The organism is Actinomadura syzygii, from assembly GCF_008085905.1.
Classification (GTDB): Bacteria; Actinomycetota; Actinomycetes; order Streptosporangiales; family Streptosporangiaceae; genus Spirillospora; species Spirillospora syzygii.
This window is the reverse complement of sequence record NZ_VSFF01000004.1, coordinates 129,106-146,247: the sequence shown is the minus strand read 5'-3', so window position 1 is coordinate 146,247 and position 17,142 is coordinate 129,106. Positions and strand designations below refer to the sequence as shown.

Annotated in this window: 15 protein-coding genes; 10 read left to right on the top strand and 5 right to left on the bottom strand. The window is 68.6% G+C overall.

All coding sequences use genetic code 11. The features are described 5' to 3' along the window. Positions 1–49: 49 nt before the first annotated feature. Both FXF65_RS10900 and FXF65_RS10895 read right to left on the bottom strand, forming a co-directional pair. Complete coding sequence (locus FXF65_RS10900) at positions 50–835, bottom strand: hypothetical protein (protein WP_148349638.1); 786 nt, start codon at positions 833–835, stop codon at positions 50–52. Beyond that, positions 832–1,143, bottom strand: a complete 312-nt coding sequence (locus tag FXF65_RS10895) for a PadR family transcriptional regulator (protein ID WP_148349637.1) — start codon at positions 1,141–1,143, stop codon at positions 832–834. The genes FXF65_RS10900 and FXF65_RS10895 overlap by 4 nt, the downstream gene beginning before the upstream one ends. Positions 1,144–1,224: 81 nt before the next feature. On the opposite strand from FXF65_RS10895, the gene FXF65_RS10890 reads away from it, so the two are divergent. The 3 genes from FXF65_RS10890 (at position 1,225) to FXF65_RS10880 (ending at position 3,823) form a co-directional block, all read left to right on the top strand. Beyond that, the gene (locus tag FXF65_RS10890) at positions 1,225–2,199 is read left to right on the top strand and encodes a hypothetical protein (RefSeq protein ID WP_148349636.1); all 975 of its coding nucleotides are present in this window, start codon (positions 1,225–1,227) and stop codon (positions 2,197–2,199) included. Positions 2,200–2,271: 72 nt separating this feature from the next. Beyond that, entirely contained in the window at positions 2,272–3,213 is a 942-nt protein-coding gene (locus FXF65_RS10885) for an ABC transporter ATP-binding protein (protein ID WP_148349635.1), read from the top strand. Then, positions 3,200–3,823: a hypothetical protein gene (locus FXF65_RS10880; RefSeq protein ID WP_148349634.1), complete on the top strand. Its 624-nt coding sequence runs from the start codon at positions 3,200–3,202 to the stop codon at positions 3,821–3,823. The genes FXF65_RS10885 and FXF65_RS10880 overlap by 14 nt, the downstream gene beginning before the upstream one ends. 725 nt (positions 3,824–4,548) lie before the next feature. On the opposite strand, the gene FXF65_RS10875 is transcribed toward FXF65_RS10880, so the two are convergent. Further along, positions 4,549–5,547 (bottom strand): AraC family transcriptional regulator, encoded by a 999-nt coding sequence (locus tag FXF65_RS10875; protein ID WP_148349633.1) that lies wholly within the window; start codon positions 5,545–5,547, stop codon positions 4,549–4,551. 225 nt (positions 5,548–5,772) lie between these two features. Between FXF65_RS10875 and FXF65_RS10870 the strand changes: the two genes are divergently transcribed. Next, the gene (locus tag FXF65_RS10870; RefSeq protein WP_246198489.1) at positions 5,773–6,693 is read left to right on the top strand and encodes an NADP-dependent oxidoreductase; all 921 of its coding nucleotides are present in this window, start codon (positions 5,773–5,775) and stop codon (positions 6,691–6,693) included. Positions 6,694–6,704: 11 nt separating this feature from the next. Beyond that, positions 6,705–7,145 carry a DUF6069 family protein gene (locus tag FXF65_RS10865; protein ID WP_148349631.1) on the top strand — a complete coding sequence of 147 codons (441 nt, stop codon included), beginning with the start codon at positions 6,705–6,707 and terminating at the stop codon, positions 7,143–7,145. Between the two features lie 196 nt (positions 7,146–7,341). Here the strand turns inward: FXF65_RS10865 and FXF65_RS10860 are convergent, their stop codons facing one another. Beyond that, positions 7,342–7,719 carry a hypothetical protein gene (locus FXF65_RS10860; RefSeq protein WP_148349630.1) on the bottom strand — a complete coding sequence of 126 codons (378 nt, stop codon included), beginning with the start codon at positions 7,717–7,719 and terminating at the stop codon, positions 7,342–7,344. 162 nt (positions 7,720–7,881) lie between these two features. On the opposite strand from FXF65_RS10860, the gene FXF65_RS10855 reads away from it, so the two are divergent. From FXF65_RS10855 to FXF65_RS10840, 4 genes are all read left to right on the top strand, one after another. Continuing rightward, entirely contained in the window at positions 7,882–9,822 is a 1,941-nt protein-coding gene (locus FXF65_RS10855) for a hypothetical protein (protein WP_148349629.1), read from the top strand. 276 nt (positions 9,823–10,098) lie between these two features. Next, complete coding sequence (locus tag FXF65_RS10850; RefSeq protein WP_148349628.1) at positions 10,099–10,422, top strand: hypothetical protein; 324 nt, start codon at positions 10,099–10,101, stop codon at positions 10,420–10,422. 719 nt (positions 10,423–11,141) lie between these two features. Continuing rightward, the gene (locus tag FXF65_RS10845; protein WP_222868497.1) at positions 11,142–11,534 is read left to right on the top strand and encodes a GNAT family N-acetyltransferase; all 393 of its coding nucleotides are present in this window, start codon (positions 11,142–11,144) and stop codon (positions 11,532–11,534) included. Positions 11,535–12,736: 1,202 nt separating this feature from the next. Then, positions 12,737–13,390, top strand: a complete 654-nt coding sequence (locus FXF65_RS10840) for an SMI1/KNR4 family protein (RefSeq protein WP_148349627.1) — start codon at positions 12,737–12,739, stop codon at positions 13,388–13,390. Between the two features lie 57 nt (positions 13,391–13,447). Here the strand turns inward: FXF65_RS10840 and FXF65_RS10835 are convergent, their stop codons facing one another. Next, positions 13,448–15,418 (bottom strand): hypothetical protein, encoded by a 1,971-nt coding sequence (locus FXF65_RS10835; RefSeq protein ID WP_187412210.1) that lies wholly within the window; start codon positions 15,416–15,418, stop codon positions 13,448–13,450. An 808-nt stretch (positions 15,419–16,226) separates the two neighbouring features. Here FXF65_RS10835 and FXF65_RS43620 point away from each other — a divergent pair. Then, complete coding sequence (locus tag FXF65_RS43620; protein ID WP_187412209.1) at positions 16,227–16,400, top strand: hypothetical protein; 174 nt, start codon at positions 16,227–16,229, stop codon at positions 16,398–16,400. Positions 16,401–17,142: the final 742 nt, after the last annotated feature.

Sequence of the window (17,142 nt, the reverse complement as noted above, 5' to 3'; positions counted from 1 at the left end):
ATGGCGGACGCGGCACACCCGGCCGGCCCGGCTCCGGGCCGTCCTGCGTTCACCGCGGCCTCGACGCTGCGGGCGTCCTGCCCGGGCGGAGGTCGTGGCCGGCGCGGATCGTCGCGGTGGTGAGCAGGCCCAGCGCCAAGGTCGCGGCGAGGGAGCCTGCGGTGGGTGCGGTCCAGACGACGGCGAAGAGACTCTGGCCCGTCGCAAGGGCGAGTCCCGCCCCGATGAGCAGCAGCGCCGCGCACAGCCTGCGCGTCGTTGGCATGGCGGCGGCTGGGGCGACCCTGGCGACGAGGCTGCACAACCGCAACGCGGTGAAGGTGAGAACGGCCCAATAGCAGCCGACCAGTGCGACGCGGACGAACCCCGTGGGTTGCTCGACCACGCCGCTGTTCGCCGCCAGCACCATGGCCGACAGCGCTGCGGCCGGGGCCGCGAGAGTGCGGACGGAAACGGTCGTCAGGTGGGCGAGAGCCTGCCGTCGCGGGACCGGGAGGGGGGTGCCGAGACCGATCCCGAGCAGGATGGGGAGAAGCCACAGACTCGTGGCGGGGTGGCCCGGGTCGGCGGTCAGCGTGGTGGACGGCTGGGTCGCCCGCAGCAGCAGTGCCGTGACGGCGGCGACCGCGAACAGCGCGACGGCCAGCACACGGCGGGTCTGCCCGGTGAGCGTCCCGGGCCAGTCGCTGGGGTGCAGCCAGAGCCGCGCCGCCCCGGCGACGGCGTCCGGCCAGCAGCGGATGCCCGCTTCGGCGACCTCGCGGCTGATCTCGGTTCCCCACCGCTGCCGGACGGCGGGCGGGTAAAGGCCGGTGATCAGTGTGGCCGCACTCATGCCGGCTCGATCCCCAGCGCGCGCAGCCCGGCCTGGGAGACGCGGGCCATCTGCTCCAGTTCGGCTCGCAGCGTCTCCCGGCCGGTGCCGGTGATCCGCATCGTGCGGTGCCGCTCTTTGGCGTCCGCCTCCTGGCCGGCGGGCTCGATCAGCCCACGCGCCTCCAGCCGGGAGAGCGCGCCGTAGAGGCTGCCGGGTCCGAGCCTGCGGCCGGTGAGCCCTTCGATCGCGGTGTTGACGGCGTACCCGTGCAGCGGGCGGTCCGCCAGGACGGTGAGCACGAGCATCTGGGCGTCGGCGCTGTGCATGGGCCTCCTTGCCTCCTCCCTATCGTAGTACGAGGCGCGATACTACTTTCCGCGTACTACGAGATGCGTACTATGGATCGCGTGGAACATGCCGATGAGAAGAGATGGACGTCCTCGGCCGCCGTGGCGGCGAGCCTCGGCGCGGCGCTGGTGTTCGAGGCACTGGCCGTTCTGGCGACCCAGGACGAGCCGGTCCGAGCGATCGGCCCATGGCAGGACGACCCGTATGACGCGGTGGTGTCGCTGGGCCAGTTCATGGTGCCGATACCGGCGCTGGTCATCGTGCTGCGGCTGCTTGCCTGGCGGATGCCGGGCGGCCCTGACCGCGGGCAGCGGACGATGCGCGCGGCGGCGGTGATGATCGCGTTGGTCGGGATCGCGCTGGTGGCGGAGTGGGCGGCGGTCATGAGTGGGGCGCACCGCTCTTCCTGGGACGGCTGGACCGGGGCGTTGAGCGGTGGACTGGCCACGGCGTCGATCCTCACGGTCGTCGCGGCCGCGACGCTGGTGCGATGCCGCCGGGCGCGCGGCTCGTCCCGCCGATGGCGGCACGACTGGCTCGGCGACGTCGTCATGCTGTGCAAGCGGACTCCCGTGCTGCGGAATTGGGCCGGACCGGAGACCGCCGCGTGGGTGCGCCGCCGCGCGATGACGGTGTTCGTCGCGCTGAGCGTGCTGGCCGCGGTGGGGATCACCGGGGCGCAGGCCATCGGCGAGCGATGGACGAACCCGCTGCTCACCGCCTGGATGCTGATCGTCGAGACGACCTCCTACCTCACGTTCTGCCTGATCGGCAACGCGATCGCCGGGTTCGTCGCCCGCCCGGCCCGCTCCCGGCGGCAGCGCGTCACCGAGACATCGGTGATCACCGGGTCCGTCGCGATCCAGGTCGCGACCGCGTTCCGTGACGCGCTCTGGCCCGGTGCGGCACCGCTGACGTCGGTGCCGGCGCTGGTCGCCCTCACCCTCGGGGCCGGACTGCTCACCTCCCTGGTCACCGCCGGGCTGCGGGCGACCTGGCCCCAGCCGACCGGCTCCGCGAACGGATCCGGCTGACACGCCGACACCCCGCCTCCAAGCCGCCCCGGACCGCCCACACGCGCATGACGCGCCCTGGAAAGGCACACGATGGAACGCTCGACCGCCGGCACGACGGCGATGATCCGCGCCGATGATCTATCCAAGAGCTACAAGCGCACACAGGCCGTCAGCCGGCTCGGATTCGCCGTGGACGCCGGCCAGATCTGCGCCCTGCTCGGCCCGAACGGCGCCGGGAAGACCTCCACCATGCGGATGCTGCTCGGCCTGGCGTTCCCCGACACGGGCAGCGCGCAGATCCTCGGCCAGCCGGTTGGTCTCGGCGCCGAGGTGCTCGGCCGGGTCGGCGTTCTCATCGACGGGCCCGCGTTCGTGCCACACCTGACCGGCACGCGCAACCTGAAGCTCCTATGGTCGGCGACACGGCGCGCCTGGCCGCCACCCGCCTTGGACGACGCGCTGGACCTCGCCGGGCTCGGCCCCGCGATCGACCGGAAGGTCAAGGGCTACTCCGCGGGCATGAAGCAGCGGCTGATGCTGGCCCAGGCCCTGATGCGGGCGCCGGACGCGCTGATCCTGGACGAGCCGGCCAACGGCCTGGATCCCGCCGAGGTCCGGTCCCTGCGCGAGCACCTCGGCGCGTTGGCCCGCCGGGGAGCGGCGGTGCTGGTGTCCAGCCACCAGTTGGCCGAGGTGCAGCAACTGGCGACCCACATCGTCGTCATGAACCTCGGCCGGCTGGTCACCGCCGGTCCGCTCGCCGACCTGCTCGGCGACGCCGGCGCCCACCGTGTCCAGGTGGACGACCCTCAGCGGGCCGCCGCCGTGCTGCGCCGGATGCCGGGCGTCGCCGCGGTCACCGCCGACGACACCGGGCTCGTCGTCACCGCACCGGGCGCACCGTCCCGCGCCCTCGTCCAGGCGCTGGTCACGGCGGGCATCGGCGTCATGTCGATCCAGCAGGTAAGCCGATCCCTGGAAGAGGTGTTCCTGGACATGACCGATGGACAGGCCGCGCATGCTGCGCGTTGAACTGACCACCCAGTTGCTCCGGATCCGGACGCTCATCGCACTGGCCTGTTTGGCCGCCGTCCCGGCCCTCGCCGCGTTCGCCACCGCCTCCCACGCCGGCCATCGCAACGGCGACCAAGGCGGCCTGTTCGGCGCGGCCACCTACTCCGCGCTCAACCACACGATGGCGAGCCTGCAATTCATCCTGATGGGCGGGCTCCTCAGCGGCCTCGCGCTGTTCGGATGGCATCCCTTCCGCATCATCGGCGCGGCCGACCTGACCGGCGGCGCCGCGGCCGACCGCGTCCTGGCCGCCACCGGCTACACACTGCTGTGCATGCTCGGCATCGCCGCGATCGCCTTCCTCCTCGCGCTGCTGCTGCCACAGGGCGCGGAAGCGCTCGCCGCCACCGTCGCCTTCGTGGTCGCGGCCAGCGTCCTCAACGGCCAGGCACACCTGCACGACGTCGCGGTCATCCTCCCCGTGCATTACTGGCAGACCTGGACCGACCTGTTCACCCCTGCCGGAACCGCCCACCTCAGCACCGGAATCGTGGCCCAGACCGCCACGATCGCCCTGGCCACCGGCATCGCCATCCTGGTACTCCGCCGACGCGACCCCGCCGCATGACCCGGCCCCCGGCGGTCGCGGGCCGGGCAGGCAGACCGCCGCAACCACCGCCAACAACAACACCGTCGCCACACCCGGGACGGGATCGGCGGGAAACGGACGTGTTACAGGTGACATCGCCCGGACCGGTCCGCTGTCAGGCCCGCGACCGTCTTGATCAGGGGCAAGCGCGCCTCGAAGACGTTTTTCACCTCCGGGGGCTCCCACCAGGGAATGCCGCTGGATGAGGCTTGCCAGATCTTTCCTGGCAACAAGCCGCCGACCGTGGCGCGATGCTTCCGTTCTCCCCGCTCCGGCGGGAGGGTGGGCGTTTCAACGAACGGTTGGGATGCCGAGGTTGACCCTCGGGAGTCGGCTGCGCTTGCGTGCCTCCTGCTTCTTGCTGTGCAGGAATTTCAGGGTGAGGCATCTTGGGATCGACTCATCGCATGCACGCATGGTGTGACTGTGACGTTTACTGATGAGCGGCTGGAAATCTTTGGCGGAATCTGGCAGATCGAACTGAGTGGCCGATCTTCAAGCTTGCTGCGGTGTTGGTCCGCAGCTCGGTCCTGAGGAATCGGCGCCGGACGTTTCGGGGGCTCCGGATTCGTCCAGCCAGTCACTGTCTACCAGTGCCAGGCGCCGGAGGATCTCGCTGTGCGTTTCACTGGTGGCGGTGGCGAACGAAATCAGCGCACCCTACTCTGGGCGACTGGTGGTGCGGAGCCCCTCGTCGCTCTTCGTCAAGGTGAGGCGGGCGCGTGGGCAGGATCGGAGTCCGTCGGATTTGGCTGGCCGGGAAAGCGACTGTTGCGCCGGTAGCGTCCGGGCGGAAGGTTGAATTCGCGTTTGAACGCGTTGGCGAAGGCGAATTCCGAGCCATATCCGACCTGTTCCGCCACGATGTTCAGGGGAGCGTCGGAGTCGCGCAGCAGCCGCATTGCGGTCGTCAACCGCCACCAGGTCAGGTAAGCCAGCGGTGGCCGCCCGACGAGCGCGGTGAAGCGGCGGGAGAAGGCAGCCCGCGACAGTCCCGCGTGGGCGCCCAAGCCGGCGACGGTCCAGGGACGCGCGGGATCGCGGTGGAGCGCCTCCAGGGCGGTGCTGATCGCCGGGTCGGCGAGCGCTGCCGCCCATCCGATGGCCCCGCTGCCCGCCGGTTGATCGGCGAACCATGCCCGTAGGATGTAGAGCAACAGCGTGTCCAGCAGAGCGGGCACGAGGGCACCGGAGCCCGGTTGAGGTTCTTCAAGTTCCGCGCCGAGCAGATCGACTGCGGCGCGCAGCCGGGGATGGTGACCGAGCCGAGCGGGCAGGTGCAGCAGCGGAGGTAGCTCGTTGAGCAGCGGGTGAACGCGAGCGGCGTCAAGTTGGTAGGCCCCGCACAAGGTCACCGTGGCGGAGGAGCCGGTGCGCGCCCGTCCGGCCGGCGCGGCAGCATATCTGCGTTCGAACCTGACGTCGTCTTGCGGATCGCAGACGTGTTCGGCCAACGGCGTGGATGGGGCGTCGGCCAGGCCGTGCCGGCCCTCATGCGGGAGGAACACCACGTCACCAACGGCCAGCGGGAACGGGTCACCATCTTCGGGGACGAACCAGCAGGGGCCGCGCAAGACGATCTGAAATCCCGCCGCTCCCGGCACCGTCCGGAACCGCTGCCCCCACGGCGCCGACCATTCGACCAGGGCCGATCGCGGCTCACCGGTGCGCATCACGGCGATCACATCGCTCAGTACATCCATCCCCGGATCCTAGCGATGGTCCCCTCCGGGGAGACGATCTCTTAAGAATCTGAGATGAACACGCATTGGTCGTCTCACATATCGGCCCTACGGTCGAATCACTCCGAGATCAGCAAACATCCGTACCGGTGCGGAGCGCGGATGCGGTCCCGCTCTCAGACAGGACGACTCATGAACCCAGAACCTCGATCGGGTCGGCGCGCCAAGAGCCCGAGCGCGACGATGATGACGGCACGCGTCCACGCCTTCGGCGGGCCCGACGTGATCCGTTATGAGCAGGTGCCCCGTCCAGCCCCTGGACCGGGCGAGGTGCTGGTACGTGTCGCGGCCGCCGGGTTCAACCCCTCAGACGTCGGCTTCCGGGCCGGCATGATGCGGGACATCGTCCGGCTGGACCTGCCGTTCACCCTTGGCTCCGAAGCCGCCGGGACGGTCGTCCAGACAGGAGACGGTGTCGAACGCTTCGCGATCGGCGACCACGTCGTCGGCCGCCTCGATGAGGGCGGCGCGGCGGCCGAATACCTCACCGCTTCTGCTGCCCGGCTGGTACGCGCCCCTTCCAGGCTTCCGCTCGCCCATGCGGCGGCGATCCCGGTCGCCGGCCTGACCGCCTGGCAGGGGTTGTTCGAATACTCCCGCATCGAACCAGGTACCCGGATCCTCATCAACGGCGCGGGCGGCGGCGTGGGCATGTTCGCCGTCCAGTTGGCCCGCCATGCCGGTGCGCACATCATTGCCACCGCAGGCCCGCGCAGCTCCGATCGGGTCCGCGGCTACGGCGCCGATCAGATCATCGACTACACACGGGTCCCGCCGCATCAGGTGCTGGACCATCCGGTGGATCTGGTGTTCAACCTCGTCCCGACACCGCCCGAGGCCGCGGAAGCACTGTGCCGCGCCGTCCGCCCCGGCGGTTCACTCGTCTCGATCACCATCCCGGTGAAGCCCCCGCCCGGAGCAGGCGTGACTGCCGCGCACTTCGTCGCCCGCAACGACCCCGCTCAACTCGCCGAACTCATCACCCTCATCGACAGCGGAAGGGTGCGTGTGGACATCACGGCAGCCCGTCCACTCGCCGAGCTCCCGGCCGTACACCGGGACGCCGAAGCCGGCCGCACGAGCGGCAAGACCATCCTCGTCCCCTGAGGGAGACCCTGATGACCACCACCTTCACCCGCTCGGCCGCGCCAGGCCCTCGCCTCCACGCATCTGCAGTCGGCGGCGCCGTCCTGGCCGCGGTCCTGCTGTGGGCCGCCGCCCGCAGCCTGGGCGTGGAACTTCGCGTTGATCCCGGTGACGGCCGGCCGGCCCTGGTCCTTGGCCTGCCTCTCATCGTCGGCGTCACGCTTGCCCTCTCCCTGCTCGCCTCAAGGTCGCGAGCAGTGCTGGATCGGTTGACCGATCGGGCTCCAGCCGTCTGGACCGGCCTGGCTGTCACTGTGTTGCTGGTGTCGTTCGTGCCCGTGCTGTATGTCGAGGCATCCGGCAGCGCCCGGGCTACGCTGGCGTTGATCCACCTAAGCGTCGCCGCCGTACTCGTTCCGCTCCTGGGCCGCCGCAACCAGGCGGCTCTTCACCGCGAGCAACCTGAAACGTAGCGCTCACCGGGCCCGCTTCGCGCCGTGGTGCGGTCAAGGTCACACTAGGGCGGGCGGCTGCGAAACAGCACCCGATGAACTCAGGGATGCCCAGATTGTCTTGTTCAGTGGCGACGTAGCCGAACGGTGATCTCCGACATGGCCGATCCCTTCTTCACGACGTCCGCTGTGTACTGATGGACGAGAAGGGTTTGGGTCAGCTCTCGGCTTCGGTGATCTCGATGGGCGTGCCCCTGCGAGGGGTCGCGACGGCGAGGTCACCGGTACTTGGCATGTGCCGCGCGGCATTCCGGGCAGCGGCAGCGGTGCTTCTCGTAGCTGGCGTCAACGCTGTGTTTGATGGCGGGGTCGCGGCGTCGGGGAGTGACGTGCCGTGCCGTAGGGCCTCCAGGAGCTCCTGCTCGATGCCGGGTGTGAAGCGTTCTAGGGCTGCGTCGCACCGCCAATCGCGGGTCTGGCGGTGGTCGAGCAGCCAGTTGGTGATCGCGTGGGCGGCTCCGGTGAAGGTGCCGCGGAGGGCGGCCGCGGCTAGGAGGAGGCGTTCGGTGCGGGTGAGAGCGGGTGTGGGTGTCATCGCGTGTCTCCGTGTGTCGGGTCGGGGCGGGTGTGTGCCGGCTGTTGTCCAGCGTGTGACCGTTCTGGAGCCCGGTGCCGGGTTGCGATGGGTGCGCCGCTATGCCTGGCGTGTGGGCATTTCAGCGCACGTCGGTGCCCGGTGGCGTGATGATGGTCTGCGATGAGTGGCGACGATGAAGGCCGACCGGTCACCAAGAGGCGGCGCCTGATCGCGCGGCCCCAGGTCCCGCCCGGGCCGCTGAGGGATCTCAAGGCTTTGATCTATGAGCTGTATGTGGAGGCCGGGGCTCCTTCGCTGGAGGAGATGGCCGCCTTGGTCGCCGCCGACGATGGGCTGGCGGGGGCTCCGGAGAAGGACACGATCCACCGGATCATCCGAGATACCGCGGTACCGCCTTCGCAGGCCGATGTCGTCGCGGTGGTCACCGTGCTGGCCCGCGCCACCACGACGTGGGACGGCCATGATGTGGCGCAACGGGCCCGCGATCTGTGGGTCGCGGCGCGTTTGGGCTCGGCGGTGGGTGTGCCGCTGGGCGAGGTGACCGATCCGTTCGTGCTGGAGGTGCACCGGCCTATCGCCTCGGAGCGGGCGGGGACGCTCCCGCCGTTGCCGCCGTATGTGCCCCGGCCTCATGACCGGCAGCTCGCCGGGGTCGTCGAGCGGGCCGCCGGGGGTGCCAGCATGATGGCGGTGCTGGTTGCCGGGTCGTCGGCGGGCAAGACCCGCGCCTGCTGGCAGGCCCTGGAGCCGCTGCGCGAGGCGGGCGGGTGGCGGCTGCGGCATCCCTTCGACCCGGCCCGCCCGGAGGCGGCCCTGCGGGATCTGGACCGGGTCGGGCCGCGCACGGTGGTGTGGTTGAACGAGACCCAGGACTACCTGGGCGGCGGGGAGGCCGGGGAGCGGGTCGCCGCCGGGCTGCGCACGCTGCTGGCCGCCCCCTCCCGGGGCCCGGTGCTGGTGCTGGGCACGCTGTGGCCCGCCCACCACGCCGAGTTGACTCGGCGACCGGAGTCGCAGGTGCGGCAGGTCCTGGACGGCACGATCATCGAAGTGCCCGAAACCTTCACCGGCGCCGACCCGGCCGCCCTGCAGCACGCGGCCGGCGCCGATGCGAGGCTGGCCGAGGCGATCGAGCACGCCGAGGACGGGCAGATCACCCAGTACCTGGCCGGCGGGCCGGAGCTGCTGGCCCGGCTCACCGCCGCGGAGCCGGCGGCCAAGGCGGTCATCTGGGCGGCGATGGACGCTCGCCGGATGGGACACCACAACGCCCTGCCCTTGTCGCTGCTGGAGGAAGCCGTACCGGCGTACCTGACCGCCACCCAGTACGACCAGCTGGGCCAGGACTGGCTGGAACGAGCACTGGCCTACACCGCCCAACCCTGCAAGGGCGCCTCGGGGCCGGTCACCCGCATCCGCACCCAACGCCCCCACCACGGCCGCAGGCGCCGCGCACCCCACGCATCAGCCCACGACGGTGGGCCGGTGTACCAGCTGGCCGACTACCTCGACCAGCACGGCCGCGCCACCCGCGCCGGCCACATCCCACCGACCGGTTTCTGGGAGGCAGCAGCCGTTCACGCCCACCCCGCCGACCAAGGCGCTCTCGGCGATGCCGCCTGGGAACGCGGCCTGTACCGCGACGCCACCCAACTGCACAAGAACGCCACCACCCACGGCGACCCGCGCGCCGCTCGCTCCCTCGTCGACCACCTGCACCGCCTACACCCCACCGACCAACGACCTTCCGCCCACGCCGCCGCACACGCCACTCTCAACAACCCGGGCGGCGTCGCCTTACTGCTGGGCGCGTTGCGGCAGGCCGGGGCCGACGATCAGGTGACCGCGCTGCTGGCCCGCGATCCCGCCGCCCAAGTCGCCCTCGACAACCCGAGCGGCGTCGCTAATCTGCTGGGCCGGTTGCGGCAGGTCGGGGCCGGTGATCAGGTGACCGCACTGGCCGACCGGTTGCTGGCTGTCGGCATGTTGGATCAGTTTCTGCAAATTGGTGATCACAGGGAGCGGTACCGGTTCGGGCGGGAACCGGAGGGTCATCCCGCCGACCGGTGGGGGTGGGAGGACCTGCTGGATCTGGAGTGACCAGCCGGTACAGACATTCCCTGCGTTCGCAGGGCCACGAGGGCGGTGCGCAGCGGGTGCGCCGCGGGACCGATCGCGGCGTGTCCCGGAATCGCCTGATTGTGGGACGGCGCTGGTCAGTGGGTGCGGCGGGGCGGGGCGAGGCCGCGGTGAGGGCGGCGCGGCCACGGACGGCGCGCGGGCCCTGCGGGGGCGAGGGGGCCGTGCCTGTTGAGCGTGGCCGCTGACCGGCGCGGCGGTAACCTGATGAGCAGCTTCCCGCTACGGTGGGAGCCGATGCCGCGAATCGACCTCAGCAGCTTCGCCCACGAGCCGGGCCAGGAGCTCGGCCTGCGCCTTCCCGGCCATGTCGTCGCCGAGTTGGAGCGGCTGGCCAGCACCGCCGAAGAGGTCGCGGACGAGTCCGGCCTGGACGCCGTCGCCGGGCTGCAGCCGGTGATGGTGTTCTGCGGCGCCACCGAGGCCGCGGCGCTGATGGGCGCGGCTTCCTGGTGCCGTGACCACGCCGGTTCTTCCAGCACGGTCATCGCGTCGTGGTTCCGGTTCGTCGCCGACGACGCCGAGCCCTACTACGAGGCCGGGCTCGTCCTGGAATGCTGACCCCGGACGGCGGGCGGCGGGGCGGTTCGAGCCGTGAGCGTCGGCGCCGCTCATCGGGTGATCGAGTTCGCCAACCCGTCCCTGGTCTGCGGGCAATGCCGCTGAAGGAACGTCGAGGTCGTCCACTGGCGCCTTGACCAGCCCATCGCCTGACCCTCGGCCCTCCCCGCACTAGCGTGGGGAGGGCCCCCGGTGTGTTCACGTCCGGGACGGCTCCGCCACGCGGGCCAGAAAAGCCGCCACGACACGTCGCCGGAGAGCGAAGGCCTTCCGCAGCTCGATCACCCGCCCGCGCTGGGGATGGCCAGCGACGAGTGCCTCGCGCGGCGGCGAACCGCATTCAATCTGACCACTCCCACCAGGCGCACGCGGGGTCCCGCCGGGTACCCAGATGGTCGCCATCGGTCGCATCCGGTGGCAATTGGCCGCCCTCGCCGTTTGGAAAGGCCGGACCTTCCTCGGACAGGTCAGCGGGTGTTTCCGCTGGTGATGGTGGTGCGCCCCCTGCAGGATTCGAACCTGCGCGCACGGCTCCGGAGGGGGCGCGCGAACAAGGCCCTGACCAGCAAGAACACTGCCCCTGGTGTCGATTTGGTCCATGGTTGGTGGCTGGCGCCGCGCTGAGAGCTGGTGTTCGGCCCACTCGATCGCATCGTGAAGACGGCCGGCGTTAGCGTTAGCCGGGCCCGTCACTACTGAGTCGCCGGAGGCGAGTGCTCATGGCCGACATCACGGTGTCGCTGACCGTCCGCGCCCTGATCCACGAGGATCTTCCCTCGTGCGCCTGGTCCGGGTCGGGCACCCACCTGGCGCGCATGGCCAAGGCGCTGGATCGGGCCGCGCGCGGCGAGGTGGACTATCTGGCCGTCTGCCCGCCGTCCGGTCTGCCGGTAGCGGTCGGCGGAGTCGACTACGCCAAGACCCCCGATGCGGGAACCCTCTGGCAACTGGCCGTGCATGAGGCGCTGCAGTCGTGCGGGATCGGTACCGTACTGATCCAGGCTGCCGAGCAGCGGATCCGCGCTCGTGGCCTGGACCGCGCCGAACTCGGCGTCGAAGTGAGCAACCCTCGGATGGAACCACCACCCGATATGAGACGGTGTGCACGCTGATGCGCAAGCAACTGCCGTAGTCCGGGGTGGACAGCTGGTGCCCACGAGGTCTCGACTGCGGCGAACCATCCAGCGGTCATGAGTTGTCTTCCTCGTTGGCGGAACCGGGGTGGCCCTCCAGTACGTCGTTGTGCGCTGGAACCAGATTTCATCGAAGCTGACGGCGACCTTGGCGTAGGTCTTTTGCAGCACGCTCGGCACGCCGAAACTGCATCGCAGCGCGGGCAGGGGAGGGCCGGGTCGGTCTTCGTGGTGTTCTGGGGGCGGCGCTGCCACGCGAGCGTGGCGCAATCGAGGTGGCACTGCCGGGATGGTGCAGGAGCTGGTCAAGCTAGGACAACAGCCAGCCGATGCAGGGGGTACGGTTCGCGGCGATGTCCCCGTGCGCACGAGCCCGGCGGGCGTGTCGTGGGGGCCTGCGGGCAGTCCGGGCGATCGGCGCCTGCTCGTTCACGATGGCCGTCCGCCAGGGAACGAGGTCCCGGTCTACTCCCGAAGAATATCCGGGGAGTACCGATGTTGATCAACTGTGGCCAACGTTGGGCTCTTGTATATATGCAGGTCAGGCAGTCTTGTTCAATGGTCTCCAACGATGGTCAATCGTTCTTCTTAGAAAGACGCGGGTTCGATTCTCGGCACCTCCACACCTCATAAAGCCGCTGCCAGAACACATCTGGCCAGCGGCTCTTGTGTTACGCGGCAGAAGGATCATGCCACGCATCGCCTCGCCGCGGCATCGAGTCCTCCCAGCGATCGGCCGGTACCGCTCGGTGATGGGACGCACAGTGTCATGGCTGAACAGTTGCCGCCTCCTGCGACGCCGCTACGAACCTAAGTTCGGGCACTCAAGTCCCGGGACGCCAGGGGGCGCAAAGCTCGCCCGGCTTCAGGGGCCGACGTGAATGTAGGGGGCCGAGAAGATGGGGAAGGCGGCTCGGCGGGCGCGGAGCGATCTGATGGCCAGGTGGAGCGCGGCCGGTTGCGGCGGGTCACGCGGTGCTGCCCGCTCGCCGTGTTGACGGGGACGCGCCAGAGGTGTTGAGTTCACCGGCTTGCAATCTTTGCGAGCGCGCCCTTCTCTGTCCTGACGTACTCCCATGCGGGCATTGTCCCTGTGTACAAGCTTCAAAAAGGGTCGGCCGCGGCGGCGCACTGAACCAAGAAGGGGGATCACCCCCTCCCGGTGTCCGTAGCATCAGCCTATGAGTGCCGATGCTGAAGATGTGGAGCGGCTGGTGGCGGCGTGGGGTCGGATTGAGACCTGGCTTGAGGCGCATGCGCCGGGGTCTGCCGTGCTGCTTCGCCCGCCGGCCAGCGAGGCTGATGTTGCTGCGGCGGAGGCAGCGATGGGGGTGGAGCTTCCCGCGACTCTGGCGGCCTGGTACCGGATTCATGACGGGGTCGACGAGGAGCGCACGCCGGACGCGGTCGAGGTCGCCGGAATCCTCCCGACGGGCAAGACGATGCTTCCGCTCGATCGGCTGGTCGCCGAGTACCGGACGCACACCGAGGAGTGGGACGACCGGGAGGCGGGCATCCTGCCGTTCGCGCGGACTCCCGGGGACACCTGGTACGGGTGGTACGTCGATGCGCGTAGGAGCGAGCCCTCCTATGGCAACCTCGGCAGTTGGGCGGTCGATCAGGCGGACGAGCCGTACCCGCGGCCCTCTGACGGGTGGCCCTTGCCGGACTGGCTGACAGAGATCGCCGTAGCTCTCGAACAGGGACGTCCGATGAAGCTTCCGACCGGTGCCGAGATAGCGAGGAATCGCCCCGCGCTCTACCGGAACGGACTGACATGGGTGGATGTGAGGCACCCGCACATCGACGCGGTCGTCCTCGACGGACCCAGGTGACATGAGGCGGGGCGGACCCGGTGGGATCCGCCCCGCCCCGAATCAGTCCGCCCTCGGTCAGGGCTTGGGCACGGTGCACCGTACGGTCGCTACGGTGGCGTCGCAGTGCTCGAAACCAGGGGTGCTGACCCAGTACTTGTCGTAGTTCAGCAGCCTGTATTTTTGGCTGAAGGTGCTTGCAAAGGACTGCATGGACTGGGTGTTCATCCAGTTGGACATTGCAGAACGCCCGCAGACCTCCGTGAACGTCGGAGCCGGCTTGCGCTCGTCGTCATACAGGTGCCAATCGTCTGCCCCGATGCGGGTGCCATAAGTCTGTAGGCACTGGTCACCGGAGGACACCTGATTCAGCCCGCCATCGGACGTCGGCATACCGCCGGAATTGTAGGACGCGGCGAAGGCGAACTCATCGCAACTGGGCACATCGCCGTCCTTCACAGGCGTGGTCTCGGGGTGGCCGTTTTTCCTGGCCCAGCCTGACGGGCAGATCACTTTGCGATTGTCATCGGGGTCGCGGCCGGTGGTGTCATCCGGTTTCGGCTTCGGCAGGAAGAACATCGGCTTTCCGTGCTCCCTGCTCCCCGGATGGTTGGGGAGTTTGGACTTGATCAACCAGGCGTGCGCCGCGGCGACGGGGAACTTCTTGGTGTTGAAGGTCCAGGTCGGTGTGTACCCGGGGAACACGCAGCCCGGCTGGGGCTTGGACAGGGTGTCACAGCGTATCGCCGCCTCGACGGCCATCCAGCTTCGCTTCTCCTGATTACCCGTTTCCCGGGTCTGGGTGATCGTCGGCTCGAGGTTGATGAAGGGGGAGCGCTCTCCTTCCTCCTTGCCGCCCTCCCAGGTGTGGGAGGTGGTGCCTTCAGCGGTGTGCAGATCGCCGGGGAGCCAGAGCCGGAGGCCGTCCCACTCGGGGGATCCGGAGCCAGAGGTGCAGAACACCAGGCACTTGAAGTCCACGTCGAGAGTGACCGCGAAGAACGGGTCGACCGGGTCCGTCGGCACGAGAGACATCTTCTCTCGGATGTCGCCAGTGTTGTTGGACAGCTGGTACTGCTGCTGGACGTTCCACTTGGCGTAGAGCGTGACGGGCTTGTTGTCTATGACCTTGACGGCTTCGGCCACCACTCCGAGGTTGATGCAGGCTTCATAGCGTTTGATGTATGAGCCCGCCGGGTTGTCATCGCACCAGTCCACCAGGTCGGGGGATGCGGCGCTCGTCTTGCTGCGTTTCTTGGGCGCCCTCTTGCCGTCATCGGGCACGATACGCCAGCAGATCTGACCATCAGCCCTCTTGAGGATGTCGGCGCAACTGGACCCTGCACGCCCGTTCCGCCCCTGCGTGCCCGGTCGGACCGCGACGCCATGATCCGATGTTTCGACGGGTTGGGCGATCTTTTGAGGCTGCTGGAACGCGTCCTGGTCCAGCGTCGGCTCGTCCTGCTTCGGCGCGGGCAACTTGATGTCCACCACGCGGTTGCGGATCTTGAACTTCGCCCAGGGAGACCAGCTGGTCTCATACAGGCTTCCGTCAAAGGCGGAGGTGCGGAAGACGTAGGTGACGCCCGGTTTGAGTCTGCCGGTGTCGACGGTGACCGAGGCGGTTTTGCCTGAGGCGACGAAGTCGGACACCAGGACGCCGTAAGGGTTGTCGTCGGTGAGTTTGACCCGGTCTTTCGGCTTGCCGTCGGCGTCGAGGGTCCAAACCTCGAAGGACAAGGTCGACTTGTCGCCATCCGCGTCGGTGACGGTGTTACGCAGGACGGCCATGCTGGTGTTGACCTGCCACACCCCGGACGCTTGGGTGAATGTCGGGCCGGCCTGAGGGTTCTTCCCCGATACCGGACGGCTGCCTGCGGCGGCCTTTGCTTCTGGTCCGGCCGCTGGCCTTGCCGAAGGTGCTGTGCTTGGGTCGGGGTGGGGGGATAGGTCGTTTCGCGGTGCGGCGGTTGCTGCCCCGGATCCCAAAAGCAGTGCGACTATGGCCATGAGAGCCAAGACGCCGAGTTGCCCGGTTCGTTTGAACACGCGCTTTTTCCTCCTCGCCTGTTCACGGGGTGCATCAAGGGAGATGCACGAGGTCAGGAATGAAACACTGATGAGTGACAAGCGGGGTTGCAGGTGATCTTGGCTTATCTCATGTCAATGCGCAAGACCGATCAAGTCGAGCAACGAGTCAGATGCGGAGCAAACTTCAGGCTTGACCCCCGATCTTGCAGTTGCTTTGGGCTGCAAAAATCTGGGCAACCTGCTTATGGTCAGGTCTTGATGCAATTTAGGGGCGAACAGAAAATGGCCGTTCCTCGGCTGTCTTTGAGCGGGGCCGGTAGCAGGTCCCCGCCTCTGGCCTACGAAAGGTGAGGGACGGGCGTCCGGAAGCTGTCGACTGCTGTAGCGGCGCTCGATGGGTAGGCTCCGCTCCCACACCTACGCGGCCAGCAAGGCAAGGAAGATCCGGAACAGGCCGGTCATGCCGCCGTTGGACAGAACGGTCCCGCCACGAGCGGCGCGGCGTAGGGGCGCCCAGACCGGAAGGTTCGTTGGACCGATCAGTGTCGGTCCTCCTAGGGGGTGCTACGCCGGTGGGTCTGGGCGCGGACTCGAGGGCGCTGTGAGGGGATGAAGGTCAGGCCATGGCAGCGTTGGCTGGCCGTGATGGTAAGAGCGGATCTCCGGGGCATCGCTGCTCGCTTCATGAGCGGTCTTGATCTGTAGCGTCAATGTCGGTCATGCTGTGGCTACAGACAAGTGCATGGGAGGACCCATGAGAGGATCGGCGTTGCCGTCACAGATCAACGGAGGCGACGTGGCCGATACGCCGTTCCGCCGTGTCCGCATGAGCGATGACATGTGGGCCCGGTTCGGCGAGGCCGTGGAGAACGCGGAGCCGGAACTCGACCGGTCCAAGGTGATCCGCGAGTTCGTTCGCTGGTACATCGGCGAGACCGACGATCTCCCCAGGCGCCCCAGGCCCGCGAACTCGACCCAGCCGCCCGCGGCTGAGCCCTAACGACGGAGTCTCGCCAGGCGGCCACAGCCCCAACCGATCAGTGCTGACCTCGACGACGCTGCGCGTCCGGGCGCCTGAATTGGCAGAAGCTCCCGGACGCATGTGATCATGCTGTGGCTCCACGTGCTCGACCGGCGCTCCGGGCGGGCAACGCTACAGCGGCCCAAATCGTGATCACGAACCACTCGGGCGGTCGAGCTCGCGATATCCGCGCTGACGCGAACTTCGCATACCGGGGAGCGTTCGGACCTGATCGGATCGGAAGTGAACTCACCTACGTCAGCTGGCCTGCGATCTCATCGACGGGGCTGAACCACGCGGGCGCACTCGCAACGGTTGTGCTTGAGTCCCGTCGTCGATGAGTCGGCGGGAGGCGCGTGTTCCCTGGTGCTGTTGCTGAACCAGGATTGAAAGGTGGTGAATGGATCCAGCCGTGAACGAGCTTCATCCCTGGGTTGGCCGTCGTCGTGGATGGCGGGCCTTGAGAGGGGTGGCACCGGGAGTTGCAGGGGCAGGCCTCTTACGCTGCCGGGCGCTAGTTGGGAGTACTGGCTGGCGCTCGAACAACAGCACTATCTTTCGGAGATGCTCGTCGGAGAACATGTACTTTCCTGCCAGCAGGCAATGCGGTATCTCCCGCAGGCGCGCTTTCTCGCACAGCCAGCTTTCGGTCACCCCCTCCGCGAGGAGACGTGCGGCTTCTTTGACCGGATGCAGATGAAACGACGGCCGATCAGAGCAA